The following is a 23,003-nucleotide window of genomic DNA, read 5'->3' as shown; positions in this document are numbered from 1 at the left end:
GGAGCAGTGCATGCAGAACGCGAACGACATCACCATCCGCCTGCTGATCGTCGATGACAGCGGCGAGAATGCCGAAGCCATCGTCAGCACCCTGCGCAACAGCGGCATCGCGGTACGCCCGTGGCGTCCGCAGGATGCAGCCGAGCTGGCCCAGGTGCTGGCCAGCCAGGCCATCGACCTGGTGCTGGCTTCGCCCTCCCAGGGCATCCCGCTGCCACTGGTGGCCCAGCATATTGCTGCCAGCGGCAAGGATATTCCGCTGGTGCTGCTGGCCGAGCGCATCGACGAAGACGAACTGGTGCAGGCCAGCAGCCACGGCATCCGCGCCCTCGCCCTGCGCCAACGTCCGGAGCATCTGCTCGCCGTGGTCCGCGACCAGTGGGTGGATCTGCAGGCGCGTCGCGGCCTGCGCCGCATCGAAGCACAGATGCGCGAAACCGAGCGCCGCTGCGATGCGTTGATCGCCTCCTCGCGCGACCCCATCGCCTACGTGCATGAAGGCATGCACATCCGCGCCAACGATGCCTATCTGGAGATGTTCGGTTACGAGCATTTCGACGACATCGAAGGCATCTCGCTGCTGGACATGGTCGCCGCCCAGCACGTGGAGGGCTTCAAGCAGCTGCTGAAGGGGCTGAGCCGTGGCGAGGCGCCGCCGCCGCAGTACCAGCTCGACGCGCGCCACGAGGATGGCAGCGCGTTCCCGGCGACGATGGAGTTTGCCGCTGCCACCTACGAAGGCGAATCCTGCCTGCAGGTGGTGCTCCGCCGCCGCATGGAATTCGACCCCGAGCTGGCACGTGAGGTCGAGGACCTGCGCCAGCGCGACCAGGTCACCGGCCTGCTCAATCGCCCGACCTTCATGCTGCAGCTGGAAAGCGCGGTGGCCCAGGCCGGGCGCAGCGAAGGCCAGTTCGGCCTGCTGCTGATCGAGCCGGACCACTACGCGCGCCTGCTGCCGGACATTGGCCTGGCCTCGGCCGACACCCTGATCGGCGCGCTCGCCGCGCTGCTGGCCGAAGTCGTTGGCGAAGACGCGCAGCTGGCCCGCTTCGGCGAACACAATTTCGCCGTGCTGCAGGCCGGGCCGTACGCGCAGACCGTGGCACTGGCCGAGCGCATCCGCGAAGCCTACGCCGCGCACGTCTTCAGCATCGGCGCACGCTCGGCCACGGTAACGGTCAGCATCGGTGGCGTGCAGGTGGGCGAGAAGATCGCCAGTATCGGCCAGGTGCTGGCACGCGCCAGCGAATGCACGCAGGCCGCCGCAGAACTGGGCAATACCTGCCGCATCTTCGACCCGGCCGCCGCCGACCGCGTGGAGGAAGAACGCGTGCTGCGCTGGGTCGCCCGTATCCGTGAAGCGCTGGCCGGTGACGGCTTCCAGCTGCACTACCAGCCGGTGCTGAACCTGCAGGGCGAGTCGCTGGAGCTGTATGAGGCCTACCTGCGCCTGGAGCACAATGGCGAACTGCTGAGCCCGACCGCGTTCCTCGGTATCGCGGAGGAGCACGGCCTGCTGGCCGACATCAACCGCTGGGTGGTGTCACGGGCGATCGCGGTGCTGGGCCAGCGTGCACGCGAAGGCCATGCCACGCAGATGCTGGTGAAAGTGACGCCGGAATCCTTCGACGACCCGCAGATGATCGCTACCCTGCGCCGCGAGCTGCAGGCTCAGGGTGTACCCGGCGAACGGCTGTGGCTGCATGCGCCGGAAGCGAAGGTGTTCACTCACCTGCGCAGTGCACAGCAGTTCCTTGCCGAAGTAGCACCGCTGGGCTGCCGCATCGGCCTGGAGCAGTTCGGTTCGGGGCTGGATTCGTTCCAGCTGCTGGCCCACTTCCAGCCGCAGTTCCTCAAGCTGGACCGTGGCTTCACCAGCGACCTGGCAGCCACCCGCGAGAACATCGCCCGCATCAGCCAGATCACCGCGCGCGCGCAGGAAGCCGGCATCCGCACCATCGCCGAGTTCGTCAGCGATGCCAATTCGATGACGTTGCTGTTCAGTGCCGGCGTGGACTACGTGCAGGGCGACTTCGTCGGCCCGGCGCTGCCGGAGATGGGTTTCGAGTTCGGATGACCGATGGTAGTGCCGGCCGCTGGCCAGCAGCTGCAGGTAGCCGGCATTGCCGGCCAGCGGCCGGCACCACCCAAAGAGAAGGCCGGCTTTCGCCGGCCTCTTCGTTGATCAGGTCATGTCGACCAGGTTTTCGATCTTCACGTCCGGATTGACGTCGGCCTCGTAGTCGACACCCTCCACGCCAAAACCGAACAGGCGCAGGAAATCGGCCTTGTAGCCGGCCAGATCGCTGATCTCGTACAGGTTCTCGTTGGTCACCTGCGGCCACAGCGTGACCACCTTGCCCTGCACGTCCGCGGCCATTTCCTTGTAATCGGCACGCAGGCGGCCTTCGTCATCGACCAGCGCGACGGTGTGGCCATCGCCATCGACCAGGTCGTGGCGCAGGCGATCGATCGCCACGCCGTCGGCCTTGCCGCCGTAGAGGATGTCGTACAGCACGTCCAGCTGCTCGATGCAGCCTTCGTGGGTGCCCTTTTCCTTCATCACCTTGAACAGGAGCGACAGGTAGAGCGGCATGGTCGGAATGGCCGAGCTGGCCTGGGTGACCACGGCCTTCAGCACCGACACGCGCGCGTCGCCGCCGATTTTCGCCAGCTTCTCGCGCAGGCCCAGCACCTTGGTGTCCAGGTCCTTCTTGGCGGCGCCGATCGAGCCGTTCCAGTAAATCGCCTGGGTGATCTCTTCGCCCACGTAGGTGAAGGCCGTGGTGGTGCAGCCGTTGGCCAGCACGCCGGCGTCGGCCAGCGCGTCGATCCACATCTGCCAGTCTTCGCCCCCCATCACCGCGACGGTGCCAGCGATCTCTTCCGGGGTAGCCGGCTGCAGGGTGGTTTCCGTGATTACTTCCTTGTCGGTATCCAGGCCACGCAGGGTGATCGGCTCGCCGATCGGCTTCAGCGTGGAGCTGATGATCTCTCCGGTTTTCGGGTGCTTGCGGCGCGGCGCGGCAAGGCTGTAGACGACCTGGTCGACCTGGCCGAGATCGGCCTTGATCATCTCGATGGTCCTGGCCTTCACTTCATCGGAGAAGGCATCGCCGTTGATGCTCTTCGCGTACAGGCCAGCTTCGTCGGCGTACTTGTGGAACGCGGCTGAGTTGTACCAGCCCGCGGTGCCCGGCTTGGTTTCACTACCCGGGCGTTCGAAGAAGATGCCAAGGGTGGCGGCGCCACTGCCGAAGGCGGCAGTGATGCGCGCAGCCAGGCCGTAGCCGGTGGAGGCGCCGATCACCAGCACGCGCTTGGGACCGTTCTGGATCGGCGGACGCGCGCGGATGTAGTCGATCTGCTGCTTGACCGCGGCCTCGCAGCCGGTCGGGTGGGTGGTGACGCAGATGAAGCCGCGGACGCGCGGTTTGATGACCATGGATACCTCGGGTTGGCAGATGCGGCGCGCGGGGCGCTCAGCAGGAATACGGGCGCGCGCCTGCGCGCGCGAACCGCAGGATCGTAGTGCGCGGGGGAAGATTGCACAACCGACGGCGGCGTAGGGTGGGGTTTGTTCTGCAGGATTGCACCCTGCACCCGCAGAGGCCGGAGCAACGGCCGGAGCCGGAGCAATTTCAAAAGCTGGGTTCCTGTGGGTTGGCGGGGTGGGTCCGGTTGCGGGGGACGCCGTAAATCCGTCCATGGAGGCTTGGCCGCGGCATCCATGCCGCGGACACCCCCGCAACCGGACCCACCCCGCCTTCGACAGATTTCCGCGATCTGTCGGAACGGCATCCTGCTCTGGTAGGTGTCGACCTTGGTCGACATGGATGAACTCATTCAATATCTGACAGATGTGTCGACCAAGGTCGACACCTACCAACAGCCGCGCGATCCAACAGCCGCAGGAATCTGTCAGAGGTGGGGCCATGTGGGTTGGCAGGACCGTTGGCGCCATGGATGGCGCCATCGAGCCCCCATGGATGGGTTTACGGCGTGTCCTGCCAATCCACATGGCCCCACCATTCCACGGAATGCCCGCTGTTGCTATTGCTGTTGCCGGCCAGCGGCCGGCACTACCGCGGGTGCAGGGCTGCAAGCCCTGCCAACAAAAAACCCCGCTTGCGCGGGGTTCTCTGTGTGTTGCGTGCAGCGGGTGCTTACGGGCGACGGGCCAGGGCCTCGATGTCCTTCGCCTTCGGCAGCAGGTCCTGCTTGCTGACGCGCAGGAAACCGATCGTCAGCATCGGCACCGCCACCAGGATCGAGGACAGCACCACGATCACCGCGCCGATCATGTGCGTCTCGGCCAGGCCTTCCATCGAGCTGCCGCCGTACATGTACAGGGCCAGCGCCGACAGGAAGAACATCACCGCGGTGATCACCGTACGCGACAGCGTCTGGTTGATCGAACGGTTCAGCACTTCCATCGAGTCCACGCGCAGGCTGCGGAAGTTCTCGCGGACGCGGTCGAAGACCACGATCAGATCGTTGATCGCAAAGCCCATCACCGACAGCAGGCCGGCCAGCACGGTCAGGTCGAACTCACGGCCCAGCAGGGACACGTAAGCAACCGTCACGATCAGATCGAACATCGCCACGATGCTGGCGGTGACCGCGAACTTCCATTCGAAGCGCACCGCGATGTAGATCAGGAAGCCGGCCAGCATGAAGATGGTGGCGTACAGGCCATTCATCGCCAGGTCCTTGCCGATCTGCGGGCCCACGAACTCGTTGCGGAGGACGGTAGCCTGGTTGTCGGCGGTGGACAGCGCCTTCACCACGGCGGCGGCGGTGGCCTTGTCCTCGTGCGCGGCGTCGCCGGTACCGGCAGCGTGCTCACCATGCGGGGCCAGGCGGATCAGCAGGTCGGTGTTGCCACCGACGCTCTGCACCTGGGCGCCTTCGAAGCCGTTCTGCTCGAGCTTGGTGCGGACCTGCTCGACGTCCACCGCCTTGTCGAAGCGGGCTTCGATCAGCGTGCCGCCGGTGAAGTCCAGGGCGTAGTTGAAGCCCTTGACGCCGATGATGGCGATCGAGGCCAGGAACACGATGACCGTGACGACCATCGCGACATGGCGCCAGCGCATGAAGTCGATCTTGGTGTCGTTCGGGAGGATGTGCAGCGGAAACAGTTTCATGTGCGTGTCGTCCCGTCAGATGGCCACGTTCTGGAGCTTCTTGCGGCGGCCGTAGATCAGCGTCGCCAGCGCACGCGACACGGTGATCGCGGTGAACATGGAGGCGAAAATACCGATGATCATGGTCAGCGCGAAGCCCTTCAGCGGACCGGTACCGAATGCGAACAGCGCCACACCGACGATCAGGCCGGTCAGGTTGGCGTCGAGGATGGTGCCGGAAGCACGCTCGTAACCGGTCACGATCGCGGTCTTGCCCGGCACGCCGGCACGCAGCTCTTCACGGATACGCTCGTTGATCAGCACGTTGGCGTCCACCGACAGGCCGACCGACAACGCCAGGCCGGCGAAGCCCGGCAGGGTCATGGTCGCGCCGAACAGCGACATCACCGCTACCACGATCAGCAGGTTGAACAGCATCGCGATCGAGGTGATTACGCCGAACATGCGGTAGTAGACGCTGAAGAACACCAGGGTGAACAGGAATGCGAACACCACCGCGCGCATACCGTTCTTGACGTTCTCGGCGCCCAGGCTCGGGCCGACCACGCGCTCTTCGACGAAGTCCATCGGCGCGGCCAGCGAGCCGGACTTCAGCAGCTTGGCCAGGTCCTCGGCTTCCTTCTTCTGCAGGCCGGTGGTCTGGAAGTTCTTGCCGAACACGCCGTTGATGTTGGCCACCGAGATCACTTCCTCGTTGACCTTGAAGCCACGCACTTCCTGGCCGTCGACGACGGTCACGGTCGGCACGCGCTCGGTGTAGACCACCGCCATCGGCTTGTTCACGTTGGCGCTGGTGAAGTCGAACATGCGCTGGCCGCCGACATTGTTCAGCGTCACGCTGACCGCCGGAGAGCCGCTGTTCGAATCGGTCACCGCCTGCGCGCCGACCATCTGGTCACCGGTGACGATCACGCGCTTGTTCAGCAGGACCGGACCACCGCCATCACGACGCTGGTAGACCTTCGCTTCCGGCGGAATGCGCCCGGAGTTGATGGCGTCCTGTGCATTACCGTCCACCACGGCCCGGTATTCCAGGGTAGCGGTGGCGCCGATCATGCGCTTGGCTTCGGCGGTGTCCTGCACGCCCGGCAGCTGCACCACCACGCGGTCGGCACCCTGGCGCTGGATGATCGGCTCAGCCACGCCGAGCTGGTTCACGCGGTTGCGCAGGGTGTTGATGTTCTGCTCGATGGCGCCGTTGGCGATCTGGGTGATCTCGGTTTCCGGCACGGTCACCGTGATGCGATTGCCACTGACGTCGTAGCCGAGGGTCGGCTGCGCCTTCACCAGGGCAGTGCGGGCACGCTGCGCGGCGTCGTCACCGGCGGACGGGCTCAGGTTCGCCACGATGCTGTTGTCAGCGCGGCGTTCCACCGACTGGTACGGGATGCGGGCGTCGCGCAGCGTGCTGCGCACGTCTTCTGTGTAGGCGTCCAGGCGCTTGTCCAGGGCGGCCTTCTGGTCGACCTGCAGCACGAAGTGCACGCCACCCTGAAGGTCCAGGCCCAGCACCATCGGGCGACCGCCGAGGTTGGCCAGCCAGTCCGGCACGGTCGAGGCCAGGTTCAGGGCCACGGTGTACTTTTCGCCGACCGTGTCACGCAGGGCGTCGCTGGCAGCGGACTGCGCCTTCAGGTCCGGCAGGCGGACGATCAGGCTTTCCCCTTCCTTCTCGGCACCGACGGTGGCGACACCGGCCTTCTTCAGGTCGGCCAGCACACGGTCACGCAGCGCATCGTCGATCTGGCCGCCACGGTTGGCGGTGATCTGGAGGGCCGGGTCCTTCTGGTAGATGTTGGGCAGCGCGTACAGCGCGCTGAGCGCAAGTACGATCAGGATGACGACGTACTTCCAGCGTGGAAATTCGAGCATTGCTTGGGTCCCGCGCGGCGCCATCCCCGGCGCCGCGGTTGTGCATCGGAAAGGGAGTGGCTTACTGGGCCGACTTCAGGGTACCGGCCGGCAGCACGTTGCCGACAGCGCCCTTCTGCACGCGGATGCGCACGTTGTCCGCCACTTCAATGGTGATGAAGTTGTCGCCGATGTCGGTGACGATGCCGGCGATGCCGCCGTTGGTCAGCACTTCGTCGCCACGCTTGATCTTCTCCAGCATGGCCTTGTGCTCCTTCTGCCGCTTCATCTGCGGGCGGATCATCAGGAAGTACATGATGGCGATCAGGATGACCGGGAACAGCAGCGTGGTCAGGCCCATGCCCTGCGGTTGGCCGCCGGCGGCCTGGGCGTGGGCGGCGGGAATCAGGAAGGCAAGCAGGTTCATTGTTGGTCCTTTGGTTGGGCGGCGCTCCGGCCCTTTCACGGGCACGGGGTGTCGACCGCGGATCTGGGTCAGCCTTGAAGTATGCCACGGCCCCGGGCGTTCGTCCTTGGGCCGTTTGGCAGGGGGTGTTCGGGTTACAGGGGCGGTTCTACCGCCCCACGTGCCGCGTAGAAAGACTCACGGAAGGCCAGGAAGGTTCCCGCCTCGATGGCCGCACGGATGTCGGCCATGAGCTTTTCGTAATAGAACAGGTTGTGCAGGGTGCCCAGCATCGGCGCCAGCATCTCGTTGCAGCGGTCCAGGTGGCGCAGGTACGAACGCGTGTAACCGCCGGTGCAGGCCACGCAGCCGCAGCCGGGCTCGATCGGATCCATGTCGCGCGCGTACTGGGAATTACGGATGCGGACGGTGCCGAACGAGGTGAAATAGTGGCCGTTGCGCGCGTTGCGGGTGGGCATCACGCAGTCGAACATGTCCACGCCACGTGCGACACCCTCGACCAGGTCCTCCGGCCGGCCCACGCCCATCAGGTAGCGCGGGCGGTCGCCCGGCAGTTCCGGGTCCAGGTGGTCGAGCATGGCGTTGCGCTCGTGCTCCGGTTCGCCCACGGCCAGGCCGCCGATGGCGTAACCGTCGAAGCCGATCGCCTGCAGGGCCTCGGCCGAGCGGCTGCGCAGGTCGGTGTGCACGCCGCCCTGGACGATGCCGAACAGGGCCGCGTCGTTGCCGAGCTCGTCATGCGCGTTGCGGCTGCGCTGGGCCCAGCGCAGACTCAGCTCCATCGAGCGGCGCGCCACATCCTCGGTAGCCGGGTACGGGGTGCACTCGTCGAAGATCATCACCACGTCCGAATCGAGCACTTTCTGGATCTTCATGCTCTCTTCCGGGCCCAGGAACACACGGGCACCGTCGGTGGGCGAGGCAAAGGTCACGCCCTGCTCGGTGATCTTGCGGCGGTGGGCCAGCGAGAACACCTGGAAGCCGCCGGAGTCGGTCAGGATCGGGCCATCCCAGCGGCAGAAGCCGTGCAGGCCGCCGTGGTCGGCGATGATGTCCAGGCCCGGGCGCAGGTACAGGTGGAACGTGTTGCCGAGGATGATCTCGGCGCCCAGCGCACGCACCTGGTCCGGCAGGATGCCCTTGACCGAGCCATAGGTCCCCACCGGCATGAAGGCCGGCGTTTCCACCGTGCCACGCGGGAAGGTCAGGCGGCCACGGCGGGCACGGCCATCGCGGGTCTGGAGCTGGAACTGCAATCGGGACATGGAGCGGTCATTCGGGCAAATAGTCGCCCATTGTCTCCCAAAACCGGGTCGACCGCCCATTCAGGCCTGAACGGAACCAATGACCTGAGCGACGCGGCTGCTGGACTGTCGCATCTGGCCTTGGCCCTGACTGGTCGCCCCTCCAAGATGGGCGGACTACGTATTTCGCCAGGAAATCAGGCCCAAGATGAATAGAAGTGACCGCGAGGTACTAGAAGCAATTCTTGGGGGAAAAATCGAGCAACGAGCCGATCGAATCGCCCCGGGCATAAATCCTGTAGCCGGAGTGGAGTTCATCTATTACGAGGATTTCCATACCAGCAGCGCTTCAAGTCAGTTCCGCAAATTGCTGGCCTCTGCTTGCGAGTTCACCGCGAGCAGCGGTGGCATCGTATCGGACAGCTGCCGGATAACCCTACCCAACGGCCAGCGCTTCCTCGCCCTTTCCTTCCACGGCGATCTGGATGGATGGCGGAAGGCTGTGGAAGCCGGGGCACGCAACCTCGGCCTTAGCCTGGCCCGCATTGAAGATGACCACCTGATCATCTCCGACGGCCAGTCCGTTCCGCTCAGCGAATGCAAGGTGGATTTGGGCTGAGCAGCCCGGCGGAACCCACTTGCGGAAGGAATGATCCACGCATGGCGTGGATTTACTACAGCGCCGAAGACAGTAGAGCCACGCCATGCGTGGCTTCCCTGGCCTTCAGTCATCTGCAAGTGCGCACCAACGGTGCGCACCCACCACAAGCAGGCAGAGGTCAGCGCCCTACCCCGCCTGCGGGAACAGCAGCATCGCGTCGCCGTAGCTGAAGAACCGGTAGCGCTGCTCGATCGCGTGCTGGTAGGCCTCGAACACGCGCTGCTTGCCGGCAAACGCGGAAATCATCATCAGCAACGTGCTTTCCGGCAGGTGAAAATTGGTCACCATCGCGTCGACGCTGCGGATGCGGTAGCCCGGGGTGATGAAGATCTGGGTCTCGCCGGCAAACGGCAGCAGCTCACCGTCACGCATCGCGCTTTCCAGCGCGCGCACCACGGTGGTGCCGACGCCGATCACGCGGCCGCCGGCGGCGCGCGTGCGCCGTACCTGCTGCACCAGCTCGGCACCGACATTCAGCCACTCGCGGTGCATCACGTGGTCCTTCAGGTCATCGGCACGCACCGGCTGGAAGGTGCCCGCCCCCACGTGCAGGGTGACGTGGCCAAAGTCCACGCCCTTGTCCTTCAATGCGGCCAGCAGCGGTTCGTCGAAATGCAGGCCGGCGGTCGGCGCGGCCACCGCGCCCACTTCACGCGCGAACACGGTCTGGTAGCGCTCGCGGTCATCCACACCCGGCTCGCGCTGGATATAGGGCGGCAGCGGCAGGCGGCCGGCATGCAGCAGCCACTGTTCCAGCGATTCCGGCACATGGAACTGCAACACGTAGAACTCGCCATCGCGGCCCAGCACCTCGGCTTCGCCACCGGCATCCAGCGCGATGCGGCTGCCGGCCTTGGGCGACTTGCTGGCGCCCACCTGCGCGCGGGCCTGCTGGCCACCCAGCAGGCGCTCGATCAGAATCTCCACGCGGCCGCCACTGGCCTTCTGCCCGAACAGGCGCGCCGGGATCACCCGGGTGTCGTTGAACACCAGCAGGTCGCCCGGCTGCAGCAGCGACGGCAAGTCGCGCACCTGCAGGTCGGTGAAGGCATCGGGCGCCGGAGGCACCAGCAGCAGGCGGCTTGCGGAACGTTCGGCCAGGGGCGCCTGCGCGATCAGTTCAGCCGGCAGGTCGTAGTTGAAATCGGACTTCTTCAAGGCAGTGGGCGGCAACAGGTCGACAATGGCGCGCATTGTACGTCCAGCGTCTGCGAGCCGGCGTGCTTCGCGGCGAACGTCGCGCAAAATGCTGCTATGCAGCAGGTTTCTGCGGGGTTATCGCGCAAAAAAACAAGTGCTAGCATCGAGTCGGAAGTCCGCTGCACGAGCCTGCCCCAAGCGCGCGTGATGACGCGCGTTTTGCTTTTGAAGACCCGTGCGACCCATTGTTTCAGGAGATCTGCAATGAGCTTCATCGAACGCCTCGCCCCCCTGCGCAACCAGCCCGGCACCCGCCTCACCTCCGGCCTGGACGACGCCACCCTGACCGCCCTGTCCGCCAACCACCCGCAGCTGATCGCCGCGGTGGACGCCGCCGCCGAGGAATTCGCGCGCGTGCAGGCCGACCTGGGGCCGCTGCTGGCGCAGGACGAACAGGCGCAGATCGACGCGATGCAGGACGGTTTCGTCAATTTCTATGCCGATGACGCGGTGACCCCGTATGTGGCACTGGCTGCGCGCGGCCCGTGGGTGGTCACCCTGAAAGGCGCCGTGCTGTACGACGCCGGCGGCTACGGCATGCTCGGCTTCGGGCACACCCCGGACGCCGTGCTGGAGGCGATGGCCCGCCCGCAGGTGATGGCCAACATCATGACCCCCAGCCTGTCGCAGCAGCGCTTCATCACCGCCCTGCGCGCCGAGATCGGCCACCGCCGTGGCGGCTGCCCGTTCGCCCGTTTCATGTGCCTGAATTCCGGTTCCGAGGCGGTCGGCCTGGCCGCGCGCATCGCCGACGTCAACGCCAAGCTGCAGACCGACCCGGGCGCACGCCACGCCGGTGCTGCGATCAAGCGCGTGGTGGTCAAGGGCAGCTTCCATGGCCGCACCGACCGCCCTGCCCTCTATTCGGATTCCAGCCGCAAGAGCTACATGCAGCACCTGGCCAGCTACCGTGGCGAGGATTCGGTGATCACCGTGGCGCCTTACGACGAAGCCGGCCTGCGCAAGGTGTTCGAGGATGCCACGCGCAACCAGTGGTTCATCGAGGCAGTGTTCCTGGAGCCGGTGATGGGCGAAGGCGACCCGGGCCGCTCGGTGCCGCCGTCGTTCTATGCCGTTGCCCGCGAACTGACCCGTGCCCATGGCAGCCTGCTGCTGCTCGACTCGATCCAGGCCGGCCTGCGTGCGCATGGCGTGCTCTCGGTGGTCGATTACCCGGGCTTCGAAGGCCTGGACCCGCCGGACATGGAGACCTACTCCAAGGCACTCAACGCCGCGCAGTACCCGCTCTCGGTGCTGGCGGTGACCGAGCATGCCGCGCAGCTGTACCGCAAGGGCATCTATGGCAACACGATGACCAGCAACCCGCGTGCGCTGGACGTGGCCTGCGCCACCCTGGCCCAGCTGACCCCGCAGGTGCGCGCCAACATCGCCGAGCGTGGTGCCGAGGCCGTGCGCAAGCTTGAACAGCTGAAGAACGAGCTGGGCGGACTGATCACCAAGGTGCAGGGCACCGGCCTGCTGTTCTCCTGCGAACTGGCGCCGCAGTTCAAGTGCTACGGCGCCAACTCCACCGAGGAATGGCTGCGCCAGCACGGCATCAACGTGATTCACGGTGGCGAGAACTCGCTGCGCTTCACTCCGCACTTCGGCATGGACAGCGAAGAGCTGGACCTGCTGGTGGGGATGGTCGGCCGCGCGCTGCGTGAAGGCCCGCGCCGCGAGCAGGCAGCGGCGGCGTAAGTCTCGTTCTTTGTAGAGTCGAGCTTGCTCGACTCAGCCGTAGCCGCGATCTGAACGAAGAGCAGCCGAGCATGGCTCGGCTCTACAGGGGCCCACCGCGGTCTGAACGAAGGGCAGCCGAGCGTGGCTCGGCTCTACAGACAGCAACCGCGAAGGTCCATACTCCATAGACACCCCGTCCCTGACCGCCCTGCGGTCGGCGACGGGGCGTTTTCGTTTCCGGCCAAGAGACAGGAAGATCCATGAAATCGATCTGTGTGTACTGTGGTTCCAACGCTGGCAGCAAGCCGGCCTATACCGAACGCGCCCTGGCCCTGGGCGACCGCATCGCCCGCGACGGGATGCGCCTGGTGTACGGCGGCGGCAATGTCGGCCTGATGGGAACCGTGGCCAATGCCGTGCTCGCCGCCGGCGGCGAAGTGACCGGCGTGATCCCGCGCCAGCTGGCCGACTGGGAAGTGGCCCACCGCGGCCTGACCGAACTGGAAATTGTCGGTTCGATGCATGAGCGCAAGTCGCGCATGTTCGACCTCGCCGATGGCTTCGTCACGCTGCCCGGCGGCTTCGGCACCATGGAAGAGATCTTCGAGATGCTGACCTGGCGCCAGCTTGGCATCGGCAACAAGCCGTGCGCCTTCCTCGACGTGGAAGGTTTCTACGCCCCGCTGATCGGCATGATCGACCGCATGGTGGAAGAGCGCTTCCTGCACCCGGACCAGCGCCAGGACCTGTGGTACGGCTCGGATATCGAAGAGATGCTGGAGTGGATGAAGAACTACAAGCCAGCGCAGGCCTCGAAGTGGATCGACGAAAAGCGTCGCGCCGCCCTGCGCTGATGCTTTCCTGCGCGGCGGCTCAGACCGCCGCGCAGCTCCACGGTGCGGGCCGCCCCAGCAGATAGCCCTGGCCGTAGTCGCAACCCAGTTCGCGCAGGGTCTGCCGCTGCGCCTCGGTTTCGATGCCCTCACCGATGGTCTCGATGCCCAGCGTACGCGCCAACGACAGCACGCCCTCGACCAGCGCCCGCGTGCTCTGCACTTCCGGCCCATGCAGGCCGGCGATGAAGCTCTGGTCGATTTTCAGCGTACTGATCGGGAAACGGTGCAGGTAGGACAGCGCCGAGAAGCCGGTACCGAAATCGTCCAGCTGCACCTGGATGCCGCGCTCGCGCAGGCCCTGCAGGATGCGCAGCGTGTGCGGGCCATCGTCCAGCAGTGCGACCTCGGTGATCTCCAGGCGCAGCCGGTGCGGATCGGCACCACATGCATCCAGCAGGCCGAACAGGCGGCCGCTGAACCCGGCGGAGCGGAAATGGCGCGGTGATACGTTCACCGAGACGTAGCTCTGCCCGCCCTCGGCCAGGCCGGCAATCACCTGTTCGTAGATCAGCCAGTCGACCTGCTCGATCAGGCCGCTTTCCTCGCCCAGCTCCAGGAACGCCCCCGGCAGCAGCAGGCCGCGGCGCTCGTGCTGCCAGCGCAGCAGCGCCTCGTGGCCCACCACCTCGCCATCGGACAGGCGCACGATCGGCTGGTAGAACGGCACGAAATCGCGGTTGTTGATCGCACGACGCAGGTCGGCTTCCAGATCGAGGCTGCGCATGGCCTGCTCGCGCATGTCTTCGTCGAAGATCGCACAGCGGTCATGGCCCTGCGCCTTGGCCCGGTACATTGCCGCGTCGGCATCACGCAGCAGCTCTTCGCCGGTGCGGTAGCGGGGGTTCCACAGCGCGATGCCCAGGCTGCCGGACGGGAACAGTTCGCGCCCGGCGATCCACATCGATTCCTGCAGCGCCAGCAGGAGGCGCTGGCCAAAGTCCAAGGCCTGGGCCAGGCCCTGCGGGCATTGCAGCAGCACCGCGAATTCGTCACCGCCCAGCCTGGCCACCACGTCCTCGGTGCCGGCCATCGATACGATGCGCTTGGCCACTTCCACCAGCATGCGATCGCCGGCGGCATGGCCGATGCTGTCGTTGACCAGCTTGAAGCGGTCCAGATCGAGGAACAGCACGGCGAACACCGGGCCGCCCTCACGCTTGGCCAGGGCCAGCGCATCCTGCAGGCGGTCCAGCAGATGCAGGCGGTTGGGCAGCCCGGTCAGCGCATCGTGCATGGCCTGGTGGGTCAGGCGCTGTTCGGCACGCAGGCGCTCGCCGATCTGGCCGAGCAGCTTTTCGTTGACCTCGGCCAGTTCGCGCGTGCGCTCCTCCACGCGCTTCTCCAGCTCGGCATGCGCCGAGCGCAGCCGTTGCTGGTCGCGCTGACGGGCCAGGCCGGTACCGATGTTCTGCGCGACGAAGGTCAGCAGGCGCTGGTCATGCACGCTGAAAATGCTGTTCTCGCTGTAGCTCTGCACCACGATCGCGCCGACCACTTCGTCGTCGCGCAGCAGCGGTACGCCCAGCCAGCAGTGCGAACGCGCACCGGATTCACGCACTTCGCCACTGGCCAGCAGCGCGTCGATCTGCGCACGTGATGCCAACAGTGGCCGCCGGTTGCGCACGACGTACTCGGTCAGGCCCCGGCTGAACGGTCGCGGCGCGCGGCTGGCGTTGTGCTCGTCCACCGAATAGACGAAGTCCAGGCCGTTGCCGGCCGGGTTGACCAGGGCGATGTAGAAATTGCGAGCGTCGAGCAGGCGCCCGACCACCCCATGCACCTGTCCGTAGAACTGCGCCAGGCTGTCGGCCGACATCGCCATCTCGGCGATGTTGTACAGGGCGGTCTGCAGCTGTTCGGCGCGTCGACGCTCGGCCACCTCGTCCTGCAGGCTGTGATTGGCGCGCTGCAGTTCCTGGGTGCGCCGCGCCACCTGCTGCTCCAGCCGCACCTGCGCCTGGCGCCGGTCCATCGCGGTCTGCACGTGCTGCGCAACGAAGCCCAGCAATGCGCGCTCGGCCTCGCCATAGCGGGCCGCCTGCTCATAGCTCTGAACCACGATGGCACCGCATACGCGGCCATCGCGCAGCATCGGCACGCCCAGCCAATCCAGGCTTTCGGGCCCGCGTTGCGGGTCGTGCTCCTGCTCCATCACCTGCGCCAGCAGTTCGCGCGAGGGACCACTGAGCGGCTTGCCATGACGCAGCAACGCCACGGTCAGGCTGCGCGGCATCTCGCTGGCGTCATGGCTCTGCGTGGGATCGGCGACGAAATCATCGACCTGATCGGCGAAGTACAGGAAACGGATCTGGTCGCGCACATCGTCGTATTCCACGATGTAGCAGTTCTCGGCATACATCAGCGTGCCCAGCACACCATGCACGTGGCGCAGCATCTCGGGCATTTCCAGGTCGGCACCGGCCAGATCTGCAATCTGGAACAAGGCCTGCTGCAACCGCTCGGCCTCTTCCAGCGCCTTGATCTGGCCGGCCTGGCGGCCGCGCTGCAGCGCCAGCTCCATCGCCTGCCGGGCAACCCCCCACCATGCCGGCGAAGGCACCGCGCCTTCCACCGACAACCGCAGGCGCGCCCCATCATGTTCCCAGCCGTGCTGGCCGTCGCCCACGCCTGGCGCTGCCGCATCACCTCCGGCAGTCGCCCTCGGCCAGGCCCCCTGGCCACGGCCAAGCTGCGGGTCATCCCAGCCGACGCGGACCACGGCCGTTTCCGGCAGAAGCGCATGCAACGCGCGCACCAGCGCTGTGCTCAGCACGGCCTCGTGTGGTGGTTCTTCCGCCGGTTCAGCATGCGTGGACAAATGACAATCTCTTGGCGCCGTCAGTGCGTCGCCTCCCCTGAGCCGCCGAGCATAGCGCGCCACCCGGGGGGCAATGGAAGCCCGTAAACCCCGAATCGTGCGCCCGTACGTTTTTCCTGCTGACCGTAGCCCCTTCCTAGCCATGACCCTCGCCCTGCCCGCCCTCGCCACCGGCTATGCGCCATCGCCTGCAGGCCTTACCCTGTACGCCGTGGAAGCCAGCGCACTGCCAACCGATGAAGCCTTGATGCTGGCCTGGGCCGGTGGCGACCTGCGTGCGTTTGAAAGCCTGTATGCGCGCCATCGCAAGCGCCTGTTCGGCTTCCTGCTGCGGCAACTGCGCGACAACGCGCTGGCCGAGGAGATCTTCCAGGACGTCTGGCAGCGGGTGATCAGCGCCCGCGCGGGGTGGCAACCGGACGCGGCGTTCAGCACCTGGCTGTTCCGCATCGCCCACAACCGCCTGAACGACCATTGGCGCGCCGCCCGCCACCGGCCGGCTGCCCCGGCCGATGCCGACCTGCGCCTGGCCGCGATCGAGGATGGACAGACCCCGGAAGGCGAGCTTTCCGAATTCGAACAACGTCGCCGCATCCAGCTGGCGATGGAACAACTGCCGCCCGAGCAGCGCGAAGTGCTGCAACTGCGGCTGGATCAGGAACTGAGCCTGGAGGAGATCGGCCAGATCACCGGCGTAGGCCGGGAAACCGTGAAATCGCGGCTGCGCTATGCGATGGACAAGCTGCGTGCGGGATTGAACGCATGAACCGAGACGAACCGCTGACGCCGGAAGAACGCGAGCTGGCCCGGCTGCTCGGCCGTCGCGCCGAACAGGCACCGCCCGCCGCACTGGACGCCGCCATCCTGGCCGCGGCCCGCGCTGCCGTGGACGCTCCGGCTGCCGATGCGGTCGCCTCTCCCGAGGCGCCACGTACGCAGCGCACACGCCCGCGTTGGCCGGCGGTGTTCGGCATCGCCGCCTCGATGGTGTTCGCCATCGGCATCGCCTGGCAGCTGCGTCTGGAACCGCCACCGGTTCCGGCGGGTGAGGCCGCTGTTGCGGCGGCACCGGCTGCGGCAGAAGACGTCGCGGCTGCCGATCAGGCCGCTGAGCGCAGTGCAGCCGACAGCGCGGTGGCGACTGCGGAACCGGCCGCTGCGCCCGCAGCACCCGAGGCAGCCCCGGTTGCCGCCCCGGCACCGGCCATCGCGCGCGCAAGCAAGCCTGCGCCGGCCGGGACCGCTGAAGCGCCGGCCCAGGCTGCACGATCGATGGCTGCGGATGCGGCCGCCGATACCTCCTTTGCGGCCCTGCCGCCCGCTCCGGCCGCAGCGCCGGCAGCAGCCCCGCCTGCGCCTCCGGCTCCCACCGCCTACTCGGCACCCGCGTCGCTGATGGCGCGCTCGGCAGGCACGCCAGAGTCCAACAGCGTGCAGGCCGAACAGGCCCCGGCATTGGACCGGGTAGAAATCACCTCGATGAAGCGCGAGGCTCCCAGCCGTTCCGCACCTGGCATCATGCGCCGCGGCAGCGATGCGGGCCTGAGCGCGGACGCCGTGCAGGCCGAGGTGGACGCTGACGCACGACTGCCGCGCCGGCAGTGGCTGCAGAAGATCCGTACACGACGCGACGACGGCCAGCGCGATCTGGCCCGTGCCAGCCTGGAGCGCTACATGCAGCAGTACCCGGAAGCACGCCTGCCGCGCGACCTGCGCCCGCTGCTGGACGACTGAAGCGGACGGGAATACCCGGCAACCCCGTAGAATGGCGGGAATGCTCGATACTCTCGCCCAGCCGGTCAGCCACACGCTGGAAGTCAAACACAGCCGTTTCATCGCCCATGCCGCGCCGATCGATGGCGCCGCAGCGGCCATGGCGTTCCTGCAGCAGGTTGCGGTGGCCGATGCCACCCACAACTGCTGGGCCTACCGGCATGGGCAGGACTATCGCTCCAGCGACGATGGCGAGCCGGCCGGCACGGCGGGACGTCCGATCCTGGCGGCGATCGACGGCCAGGGTTTCGACCGGGTGATGGTGGTAGTGACGCGCTGGTTCGGCGGTATCAAGCTCGGTGCCGGTGGCCTTGTGCGCGCCTACGGCGGCGCCGCCGCCGAGTGCCTGCGCACCGCCCCGCGCCTGCCGCTGGTGGCGATGGCCCGGCTGCAGCTGCTGGCCGGCTTCGAGGACCTGGGTACCCTGCATGCCACCCTGCCCGCCTTCGGTGCCGAAAAGCGCGATGAACAGTTCGATGCCAATGGCGTGTGCCTGCGGATCGAATTGCCTGCCGATCAGGTCGACGCATTGAAAATCCGCCTGCGCGACGCCACCCGTGACCGTATCCGCATAGAAGACGACGACCAGGATGACTGACAAGGACGACGCCCCCGCTTCGACCCCGCCGCTGCGGCGCCTCGGCAGCCTGCGCACGCTGTGGCCGTTCGTGCGCCGCCACAGCGGCCTGTTCACCGCCTGGCTGCTGGCCCTGGCGGTGTCTTCTGCAGCCACGCTGAGCCTGCCTCCGGCGGTGAAGCAGATGATCGATCACGGTTTCAGCAGCGGCGGCCAGATCAACCGTGCCTTCGCCCTGCTGATGCTGGTGGCGGTCGTCATGGCGTTGGGCACGGCCGCGCGCTTCTACTTCGTATCGTTGCTGGGTGAAAAGGTCGTGGCTGACCTGCGCAGCCAGCTGTATGCCCACCTGATCCAGCTGGGCGCCGGCTTCCACGACCGCAGCCGCAGCGGAGAGCTGGTCTCGCGCCTGACCGCGGACACCGAACTGCTGCGCAGCGTGGTCGGCTCGACCATGTCCGTAGCATTGCGCAGCACGGTCACCGTCATCGGCAGCCTGGCAATGCTGTTCGTCACCAGCCCGCGGCTGGCCGCATGGTCGCTGCTTGGCATTCCGCTGGCGGTGCTGCCGATCATCATCGGCGCGCGCAAGCTGCGCACGGTCGCACGCAACAGCCAGGACCGCATCGCCGATGCCAACAGCCTGGCCAGTGAAACCCTGGGTGCGGTACGCACGGTGCAGGCACATGCACGCGAGCCGTACGAGCGCGGGCGCTTCGACAAGGCACTCGGTGATGCCATCGGCGCCGCCCGTCGCCGCATCGGCGCACAGTCGCTGGTCACCGCCAGCGCCATCCTGCTGGTGTTCGGCGCCATCGTCGGTGTGTTGTGGCTGGGCGCGCACGACGTCATCGACGGCCGCCTCAGCGCCGGTACGCTGGGCCAGTTCGTGCTGTATGCATTGATCGGTGGCGGCTCGGTGGGCGCGCTGGCCGAAGTGTGGAACGAACTGCAGCGCGCGGCCGGCGGCATGGGCCGCATCGGCGAACTGCTGCAGGAAGACATCGAGATCCGCGCGCCGGCACAGCCGCACGCGCTGCCGCAGCCGCTGCGTGGCGAGATCCGGTTCGACGACGTGGTGTTCCACTACCCGCAGCGACCGGACCAGGCCGCACTGGACCACTTCAACCTGCACGTGCACCCCGGCGAGACCGTGGCGCTGGTGGGTCCGTCGGGGGCGGGCAAGAGCACGGTGCTTTCGATGCTGCTGCGCTTCCATGATCCAGCCAGCGGCCGCATCGACGTGGACGGCATCGACGTGCGCCAGGCCGACCCGGCCGAGCTGCGTGCGCAGCTGGCGCTGGTGCCGCAGCAGCCGACGCTGTTCGCTGCCAGTGCGCGCGACAACATCCGCTATGGCCGCCTGCAGGCCAGCGACGCCGAAGTCGAGGCTGCCGCGCGTGCCGCCGAGGCCGATGGCTTCCTGCGCGCGTTGCCGCAGGGCTATGACAGTGAGCTGGGCGAGCGCGGTGCCCGCCTGTCCGGTGGCCAGCAGCAGCGTGTGGCGATTGCCCGTGCGCTGCTGAAGGATGCGCCGATCCTGCTGCTGGACGAAGCGACCAGCGCGCTGGACGCGCAGAGCGAGCACAGCGTGCAGCAAGCGCTGGAGCGGCTGATGGCGGGCCGCACCACACTGGTCATTGCCCACCGCCTGGCCACCGTGCTCAAGGCCGACCGCATCGTGGTGATGGACCAGGGCCGCATCGTCGCCGAGGGCACGCACGCACAGCTGCTGGCAGAAGGTGGACTGTACGCTGAACTTGCGCGCCTGCAGTTCATCGATTGATGACGTCCGGCTAACATCGGCGCGGCCAAGCTGGCCGCGCAACAACCGCATCCGCTGAAGGAGGTTCACGATGTCGTTCCGTCAGTTCCCCGCTGTCGACAGCAACGGCGAAAGCCACATCATCATCGAGTTCAAGCCCGAGGCGAATGGCAGCGGGCATCACTCCGAAGCCACGCCACGCTACGAACTGGATGACGGGCGGCCGCTGGTGCGCGATGGCCGCGAGTTCACCACCAGTGGCGGCGAGCTGCGGCTGACGATCTGAGGTTCGCCGGGCATGGCCCCGGCGCTACCGGATTTCGTATCGCCCCGCTCTGGCGGGTGTCGACCTTGATCGACCCGCTTTCTTGCCTCTGGTAGGTGTCGACCTTGGTCGACACGCCTTTTGCCAAGGGCAATCGAGCGTGGCTCGACGCTACAAAAGGCGTGATCAATTTTTCACCAAGCATCTTGACAGCCTTTGCTGCCAAGGCCTGAGCAAGGTTATCCACACGTTTGCTCAGGAACCATCCACACCGCCTGTGGATGAATTCAGCCCAGTACCCGCCCGATGCCGCTGGCGTCCACGTCGGTTGCGGCCCGGGTGATCGCCGCAGCATCGCTGCCGGCCACGAACCCGATGCGGAAATGCACTTCGCCACCAGGCGTGCGCGAGGAATGGATCGAAGCCAGGCTGATGCGATGCTGCTCGAACACGTTCAGCAGCTCACGCAGTGAGCCTGGCCGGTCCTCCGGCAGGTGCACCGACAACGCGTTGCGCTCGGTCAGGTCAGCCAGCAGATAACCCACGCGTTCAAAGGTGTAGTTGCCGTCCGCCAGCGCCTGCTCACCGAAGGCACTGCGGTTGGCCGACAGCAGCTGCTCGCGGAATTCACCACGCGCACGGTCGTCGCCCTGCCCGACCTGCGCCTGCAGGGCCTGCAGCTGGCCGACCAGCCGTTCCAGCATCGGCGCCACGTACGGGTTACCGAACTGGATGTCTTCGTAGATCGCCGGGTTGAGCGACAGGATGCGCGAGATGATCGCCGTGTCCAGCTCGAACGATGCCGAACGGTACGGCATCATCGCGGCCAGATCGCCCAGCTGCGGCTGGTACTGGCGCAGCACGCCGGCCTGGGCCAAGTGGGTGGCATGCACCATCGCCTGCACCAGCGCCATCATCTGGTCGTGGTGCTGCGGCGTGGCCCGCACGCACTCGGCCTGCAGCGCCGTGCACAGCGTATCGACCCATGGCTGCCAGTGCTGCAGCCGCGCTTCGCAGACCACCATCACCCGGCCCTTCAGGGTCGGCGCCTTGGGTGGCGCGGTCATCGGGTGCAGGCCGACCACTTCGGCTTGAGAGGCCAGCATCGCCTGCACCGGCGCTTCCTTCACCGAGGTCACGTCCAGCCACAGCCGGTCCTGCTCACGGCCGGCCGACTGCCGCACGTACTCGGCAATCAGAGCCGGCGTATGCCGGATCGGTGCCGAGAACACCAGCACGTCGGCCTGCGCCAGCAGCTGTTCCGGCGTATGCGAGTCCGGATCGGCCGGATCGTGGCCGATCACCTGCAGCTGCATGTGCTGCTGGAAGAAGCGGCTCAGCCAGCGCCCATAGGCGCCGGCACTGCCGACGATGCCGACCGTGCGCGGCGTGCGTTCGAGCAAGCTGCTCATGCCACGCGTTCGGCGCGGAAGCGCGTGCCTTCGGCCAGTGCGGCAGGCGCCGCCGCGATCACGTCGAACTCTTCGAAGCCATTGTCCAGAGTCGCCTCCAGCGCCGCGTGGGTACCGGCAATCGCACGCGAAATCGCCTGCTGCATCGATTCACCTCGCAACAGGAACGACACCACCAGCGACATCAGCACGTCACCGGTGCCGGCCACGTCCACCGGCAGCAGCGGCGAAGTCCAGCGCCAGGTTTCCTCGCGACCGACCGCCAGGGTCACCAGCTCACCCGGGTTACCGCCCACGCTGTGCGCGATCACCCAGTGCGGGCCACGGTCCAGCAGCGTGCGCGCGGCGGCGATGGCATCGGCCTCGGCCAGTGCCGGCATACCGGTCAGACGATTCAGTTCGAAGGCGTTCGGGGTCACCAGCCAGGCATGCGGCAGCAATCGCTCGGCGAAGATCGCTTCCAGGCCCGGTTCCACGTAGGGGCCGGTGTGGGTGTCACCAATCACCGGATCCAGGCAGTAACGCAGCTGCGGACAGACCGGCAGGATGTTGTCCAGCCAGTCGGCGAAGGCGGCACCGTTGGCGGTGCTGCCGAAGTAGCCGGAAACCAGCATTTTCGCCCGCTGCGGCAGGCCGCGCTCGTGGGTGCCCAGCAGCAGGTCGGCGAACCAGTCGGCGGGCAGCACCCGACCGCGCGTGGTGTCGTAGAACGGCGCATTGCTCAGCAACACGGTCGGAATTTCCGCGACGCGCACACCGAGCGCACGCATCGGCGGTACGGCGGCGCTGTTGCCGGCGTGGCCGTAGACAAGTTGCGACTGGACCGAGATGACATCGATCGGCGACGGGCCATCGGGCCGCTGGCGGCGGCCGTGGACCAGGTGGTTATCAAGGGATTCGCTCATGCCCGCATTCTACGCCCAAGGGAGTTTTCGGCAGGGCTTGCAGCCCTGCACCTGCTCAATGCAACGGCAACCGCAACGGCCGAAGCCAAAGCGGCATTCCGTGGGGTGGCGGGGCGGTGTCGGAGTGCGGGGACGCCGCAAGTACGTCCTTGTAGGCTTGGCAGCGGCATCCATGCCGCTGACACCCCGCAATCCGACACCGCCCCACCTTCGACAGGTTCACGCGGCTGTTGGCAACTGCGGCTGTTGTTCCGCGCGGCTGTTGGTAGGTGTCAACCTTGGTCGACACATCTGTCAGATATCGAACGAATTCATCCGTGTCGACCAAGGTCGACACCCACCAGAGCAGTACCCCGTTCCGACAGACCGCGGGAAT

18 protein-coding genes are annotated in these 23,003 nt (G+C 66.8%); 9 read left to right on the top strand and 9 right to left on the bottom strand.

The window, feature by feature from the left end; all coding sequences use genetic code 11:
- Positions 1–10: 10 nt before the first annotated feature.
- The gene (locus tag MG068_RS08710; protein ID WP_132809921.1) at positions 11–2,080 is read left to right on the top strand and encodes a GGDEF/EAL domain-containing response regulator; all 2,070 of its coding nucleotides are present in this window, start codon (positions 11–13) and stop codon (positions 2,078–2,080) included.
- Positions 2,081–2,188: 108 nt separating this feature from the next.
- Here the strand turns inward: MG068_RS08710 and fabV are convergent, their stop codons facing one another.
- The 5 genes from fabV to tgt all read right to left on the bottom strand — a co-directional run bounded on the left by fabV (position 2,189) and on the right by tgt (position 8,693).
- Positions 2,189–3,448 (bottom strand): enoyl-ACP reductase FabV, encoded by a 1,260-nt coding sequence (fabV, locus tag MG068_RS08705; protein WP_132809920.1) that lies wholly within the window; start codon positions 3,446–3,448, stop codon positions 2,189–2,191.
- Positions 3,449–4,169: 721 nt separating this feature from the next.
- Positions 4,170–5,150 carry a protein translocase subunit SecF gene (secF, locus tag MG068_RS08695; RefSeq protein WP_032128306.1) on the bottom strand — a complete coding sequence of 327 codons (981 nt, stop codon included), beginning with the start codon at positions 5,148–5,150 and terminating at the stop codon, positions 4,170–4,172.
- A 15-nt stretch (positions 5,151–5,165) separates the two neighbouring features.
- A complete protein-coding gene (gene secD / locus MG068_RS08690; RefSeq protein WP_049400105.1) occupies positions 5,166–7,022 on the bottom strand; it encodes a protein translocase subunit SecD in 1,857 nt (618 codons plus the stop codon).
- A 61-nt stretch (positions 7,023–7,083) separates the two neighbouring features.
- Complete coding sequence (gene yajC / locus MG068_RS08685; RefSeq protein WP_005409257.1) at positions 7,084–7,428, bottom strand: preprotein translocase subunit YajC; 345 nt, start codon at positions 7,426–7,428, stop codon at positions 7,084–7,086.
- Between the two features lie 134 nt (positions 7,429–7,562).
- Positions 7,563–8,693: a tRNA guanosine(34) transglycosylase Tgt gene (gene tgt / locus MG068_RS08680; protein WP_132809919.1), complete on the bottom strand. Its 1,131-nt coding sequence runs from the start codon at positions 8,691–8,693 to the stop codon at positions 7,563–7,565.
- Between the two features lie 187 nt (positions 8,694–8,880).
- On the opposite strand from tgt, the gene MG068_RS08675 reads away from it, so the two are divergent.
- A complete protein-coding gene (locus tag MG068_RS08675) occupies positions 8,881–9,291 on the top strand; it encodes a hypothetical protein (protein WP_132809918.1) in 411 nt (136 codons plus the stop codon).
- A 168-nt stretch (positions 9,292–9,459) separates the two neighbouring features.
- On the opposite strand, the gene queA is transcribed toward MG068_RS08675, so the two are convergent.
- The gene (gene queA / locus MG068_RS08670; protein ID WP_032128303.1) at positions 9,460–10,527 is read right to left on the bottom strand and encodes a tRNA preQ1(34) S-adenosylmethionine ribosyltransferase-isomerase QueA; all 1,068 of its coding nucleotides are present in this window, start codon (positions 10,525–10,527) and stop codon (positions 9,460–9,462) included.
- A gap of 210 nt (positions 10,528–10,737) precedes the next feature.
- On the opposite strand from queA, the gene MG068_RS08665 reads away from it, so the two are divergent.
- Both MG068_RS08665 and MG068_RS08660 read left to right on the top strand, forming a co-directional pair.
- Complete coding sequence (locus tag MG068_RS08665; protein WP_107432449.1) at positions 10,738–12,234, top strand: aminotransferase class III-fold pyridoxal phosphate-dependent enzyme; 1,497 nt, start codon at positions 10,738–10,740, stop codon at positions 12,232–12,234.
- 242 nt (positions 12,235–12,476) lie between these two features.
- Complete coding sequence (locus MG068_RS08660) at positions 12,477–13,070, top strand: LOG family protein (RefSeq protein ID WP_032128301.1); 594 nt, start codon at positions 12,477–12,479, stop codon at positions 13,068–13,070.
- 19 nt (positions 13,071–13,089) lie between these two features.
- Here MG068_RS08660 and MG068_RS08655 read toward each other — a convergent pair whose 3' ends face one another.
- Positions 13,090–15,930: a bifunctional diguanylate cyclase/phosphodiesterase gene (locus MG068_RS08655; protein ID WP_132809917.1), complete on the bottom strand. Its 2,841-nt coding sequence runs from the start codon at positions 15,928–15,930 to the stop codon at positions 13,090–13,092.
- A 247-nt stretch (positions 15,931–16,177) separates the two neighbouring features.
- Between MG068_RS08655 and MG068_RS08650 the strand changes: the two genes are divergently transcribed.
- The 5 genes from MG068_RS08650 (at position 16,178) to MG068_RS08630 (ending at position 20,331) form a co-directional block, all read left to right on the top strand.
- On the top strand, positions 16,178–16,696 hold the full coding sequence (locus tag MG068_RS08650) for an RNA polymerase sigma factor (RefSeq protein WP_229301232.1): 519 nt from the start codon (positions 16,178–16,180) through the stop codon (positions 16,694–16,696).
- A complete protein-coding gene (locus tag MG068_RS08645) occupies positions 16,693–17,664 on the top strand; it encodes a hypothetical protein (protein WP_132809916.1) in 972 nt (323 codons plus the stop codon). Before MG068_RS08650 ends, MG068_RS08645 begins: the two co-directional genes overlap by 4 nt.
- A gap of 40 nt (positions 17,665–17,704) precedes the next feature.
- Entirely contained in the window at positions 17,705–18,301 is a 597-nt protein-coding gene (locus tag MG068_RS08640) for an IMPACT family protein (RefSeq protein WP_049400110.1), read from the top strand.
- Positions 18,294–20,066, top strand: coding sequence for an ABC transporter transmembrane domain-containing protein (locus MG068_RS08635; RefSeq protein WP_049400111.1), 1,773 nt, complete (start codon positions 18,294–18,296; stop codon positions 20,064–20,066). The genes MG068_RS08640 and MG068_RS08635 overlap by 8 nt, the downstream gene beginning before the upstream one ends.
- Before the next feature lie 70 nt (positions 20,067–20,136).
- Positions 20,137–20,331: a hypothetical protein gene (locus MG068_RS08630; protein ID WP_005409247.1), complete on the top strand. Its 195-nt coding sequence runs from the start codon at positions 20,137–20,139 to the stop codon at positions 20,329–20,331.
- A 266-nt stretch (positions 20,332–20,597) separates the two neighbouring features.
- Here the strand turns inward: MG068_RS08630 and MG068_RS08625 are convergent, their stop codons facing one another.
- Complete coding sequence (locus MG068_RS08625; RefSeq protein WP_132809915.1) at positions 20,598–21,722, bottom strand: prephenate dehydrogenase; 1,125 nt, start codon at positions 21,720–21,722, stop codon at positions 20,598–20,600.
- On the bottom strand, positions 21,719–22,627 hold the full coding sequence (pdxY, locus tag MG068_RS08620) for a pyridoxal kinase (RefSeq protein WP_032128295.1): 909 nt from the start codon (positions 22,625–22,627) through the stop codon (positions 21,719–21,721). Before pdxY ends, MG068_RS08625 begins: the two co-directional genes overlap by 4 nt.
- Positions 22,628–23,003: the final 376 nt, after the last annotated feature.

Origin of the sequence: Stenotrophomonas sp. ASS1 (assembly GCF_004346925.1) — a bacterium.
GTDB lineage: Bacteria > Pseudomonadota > Gammaproteobacteria > Xanthomonadales > Xanthomonadaceae > Stenotrophomonas > Stenotrophomonas maltophilia_A.
The sequence above is the reverse complement of the archived record's forward strand: the minus strand, read 5'-3'. Positions and strand labels throughout refer to the sequence as shown.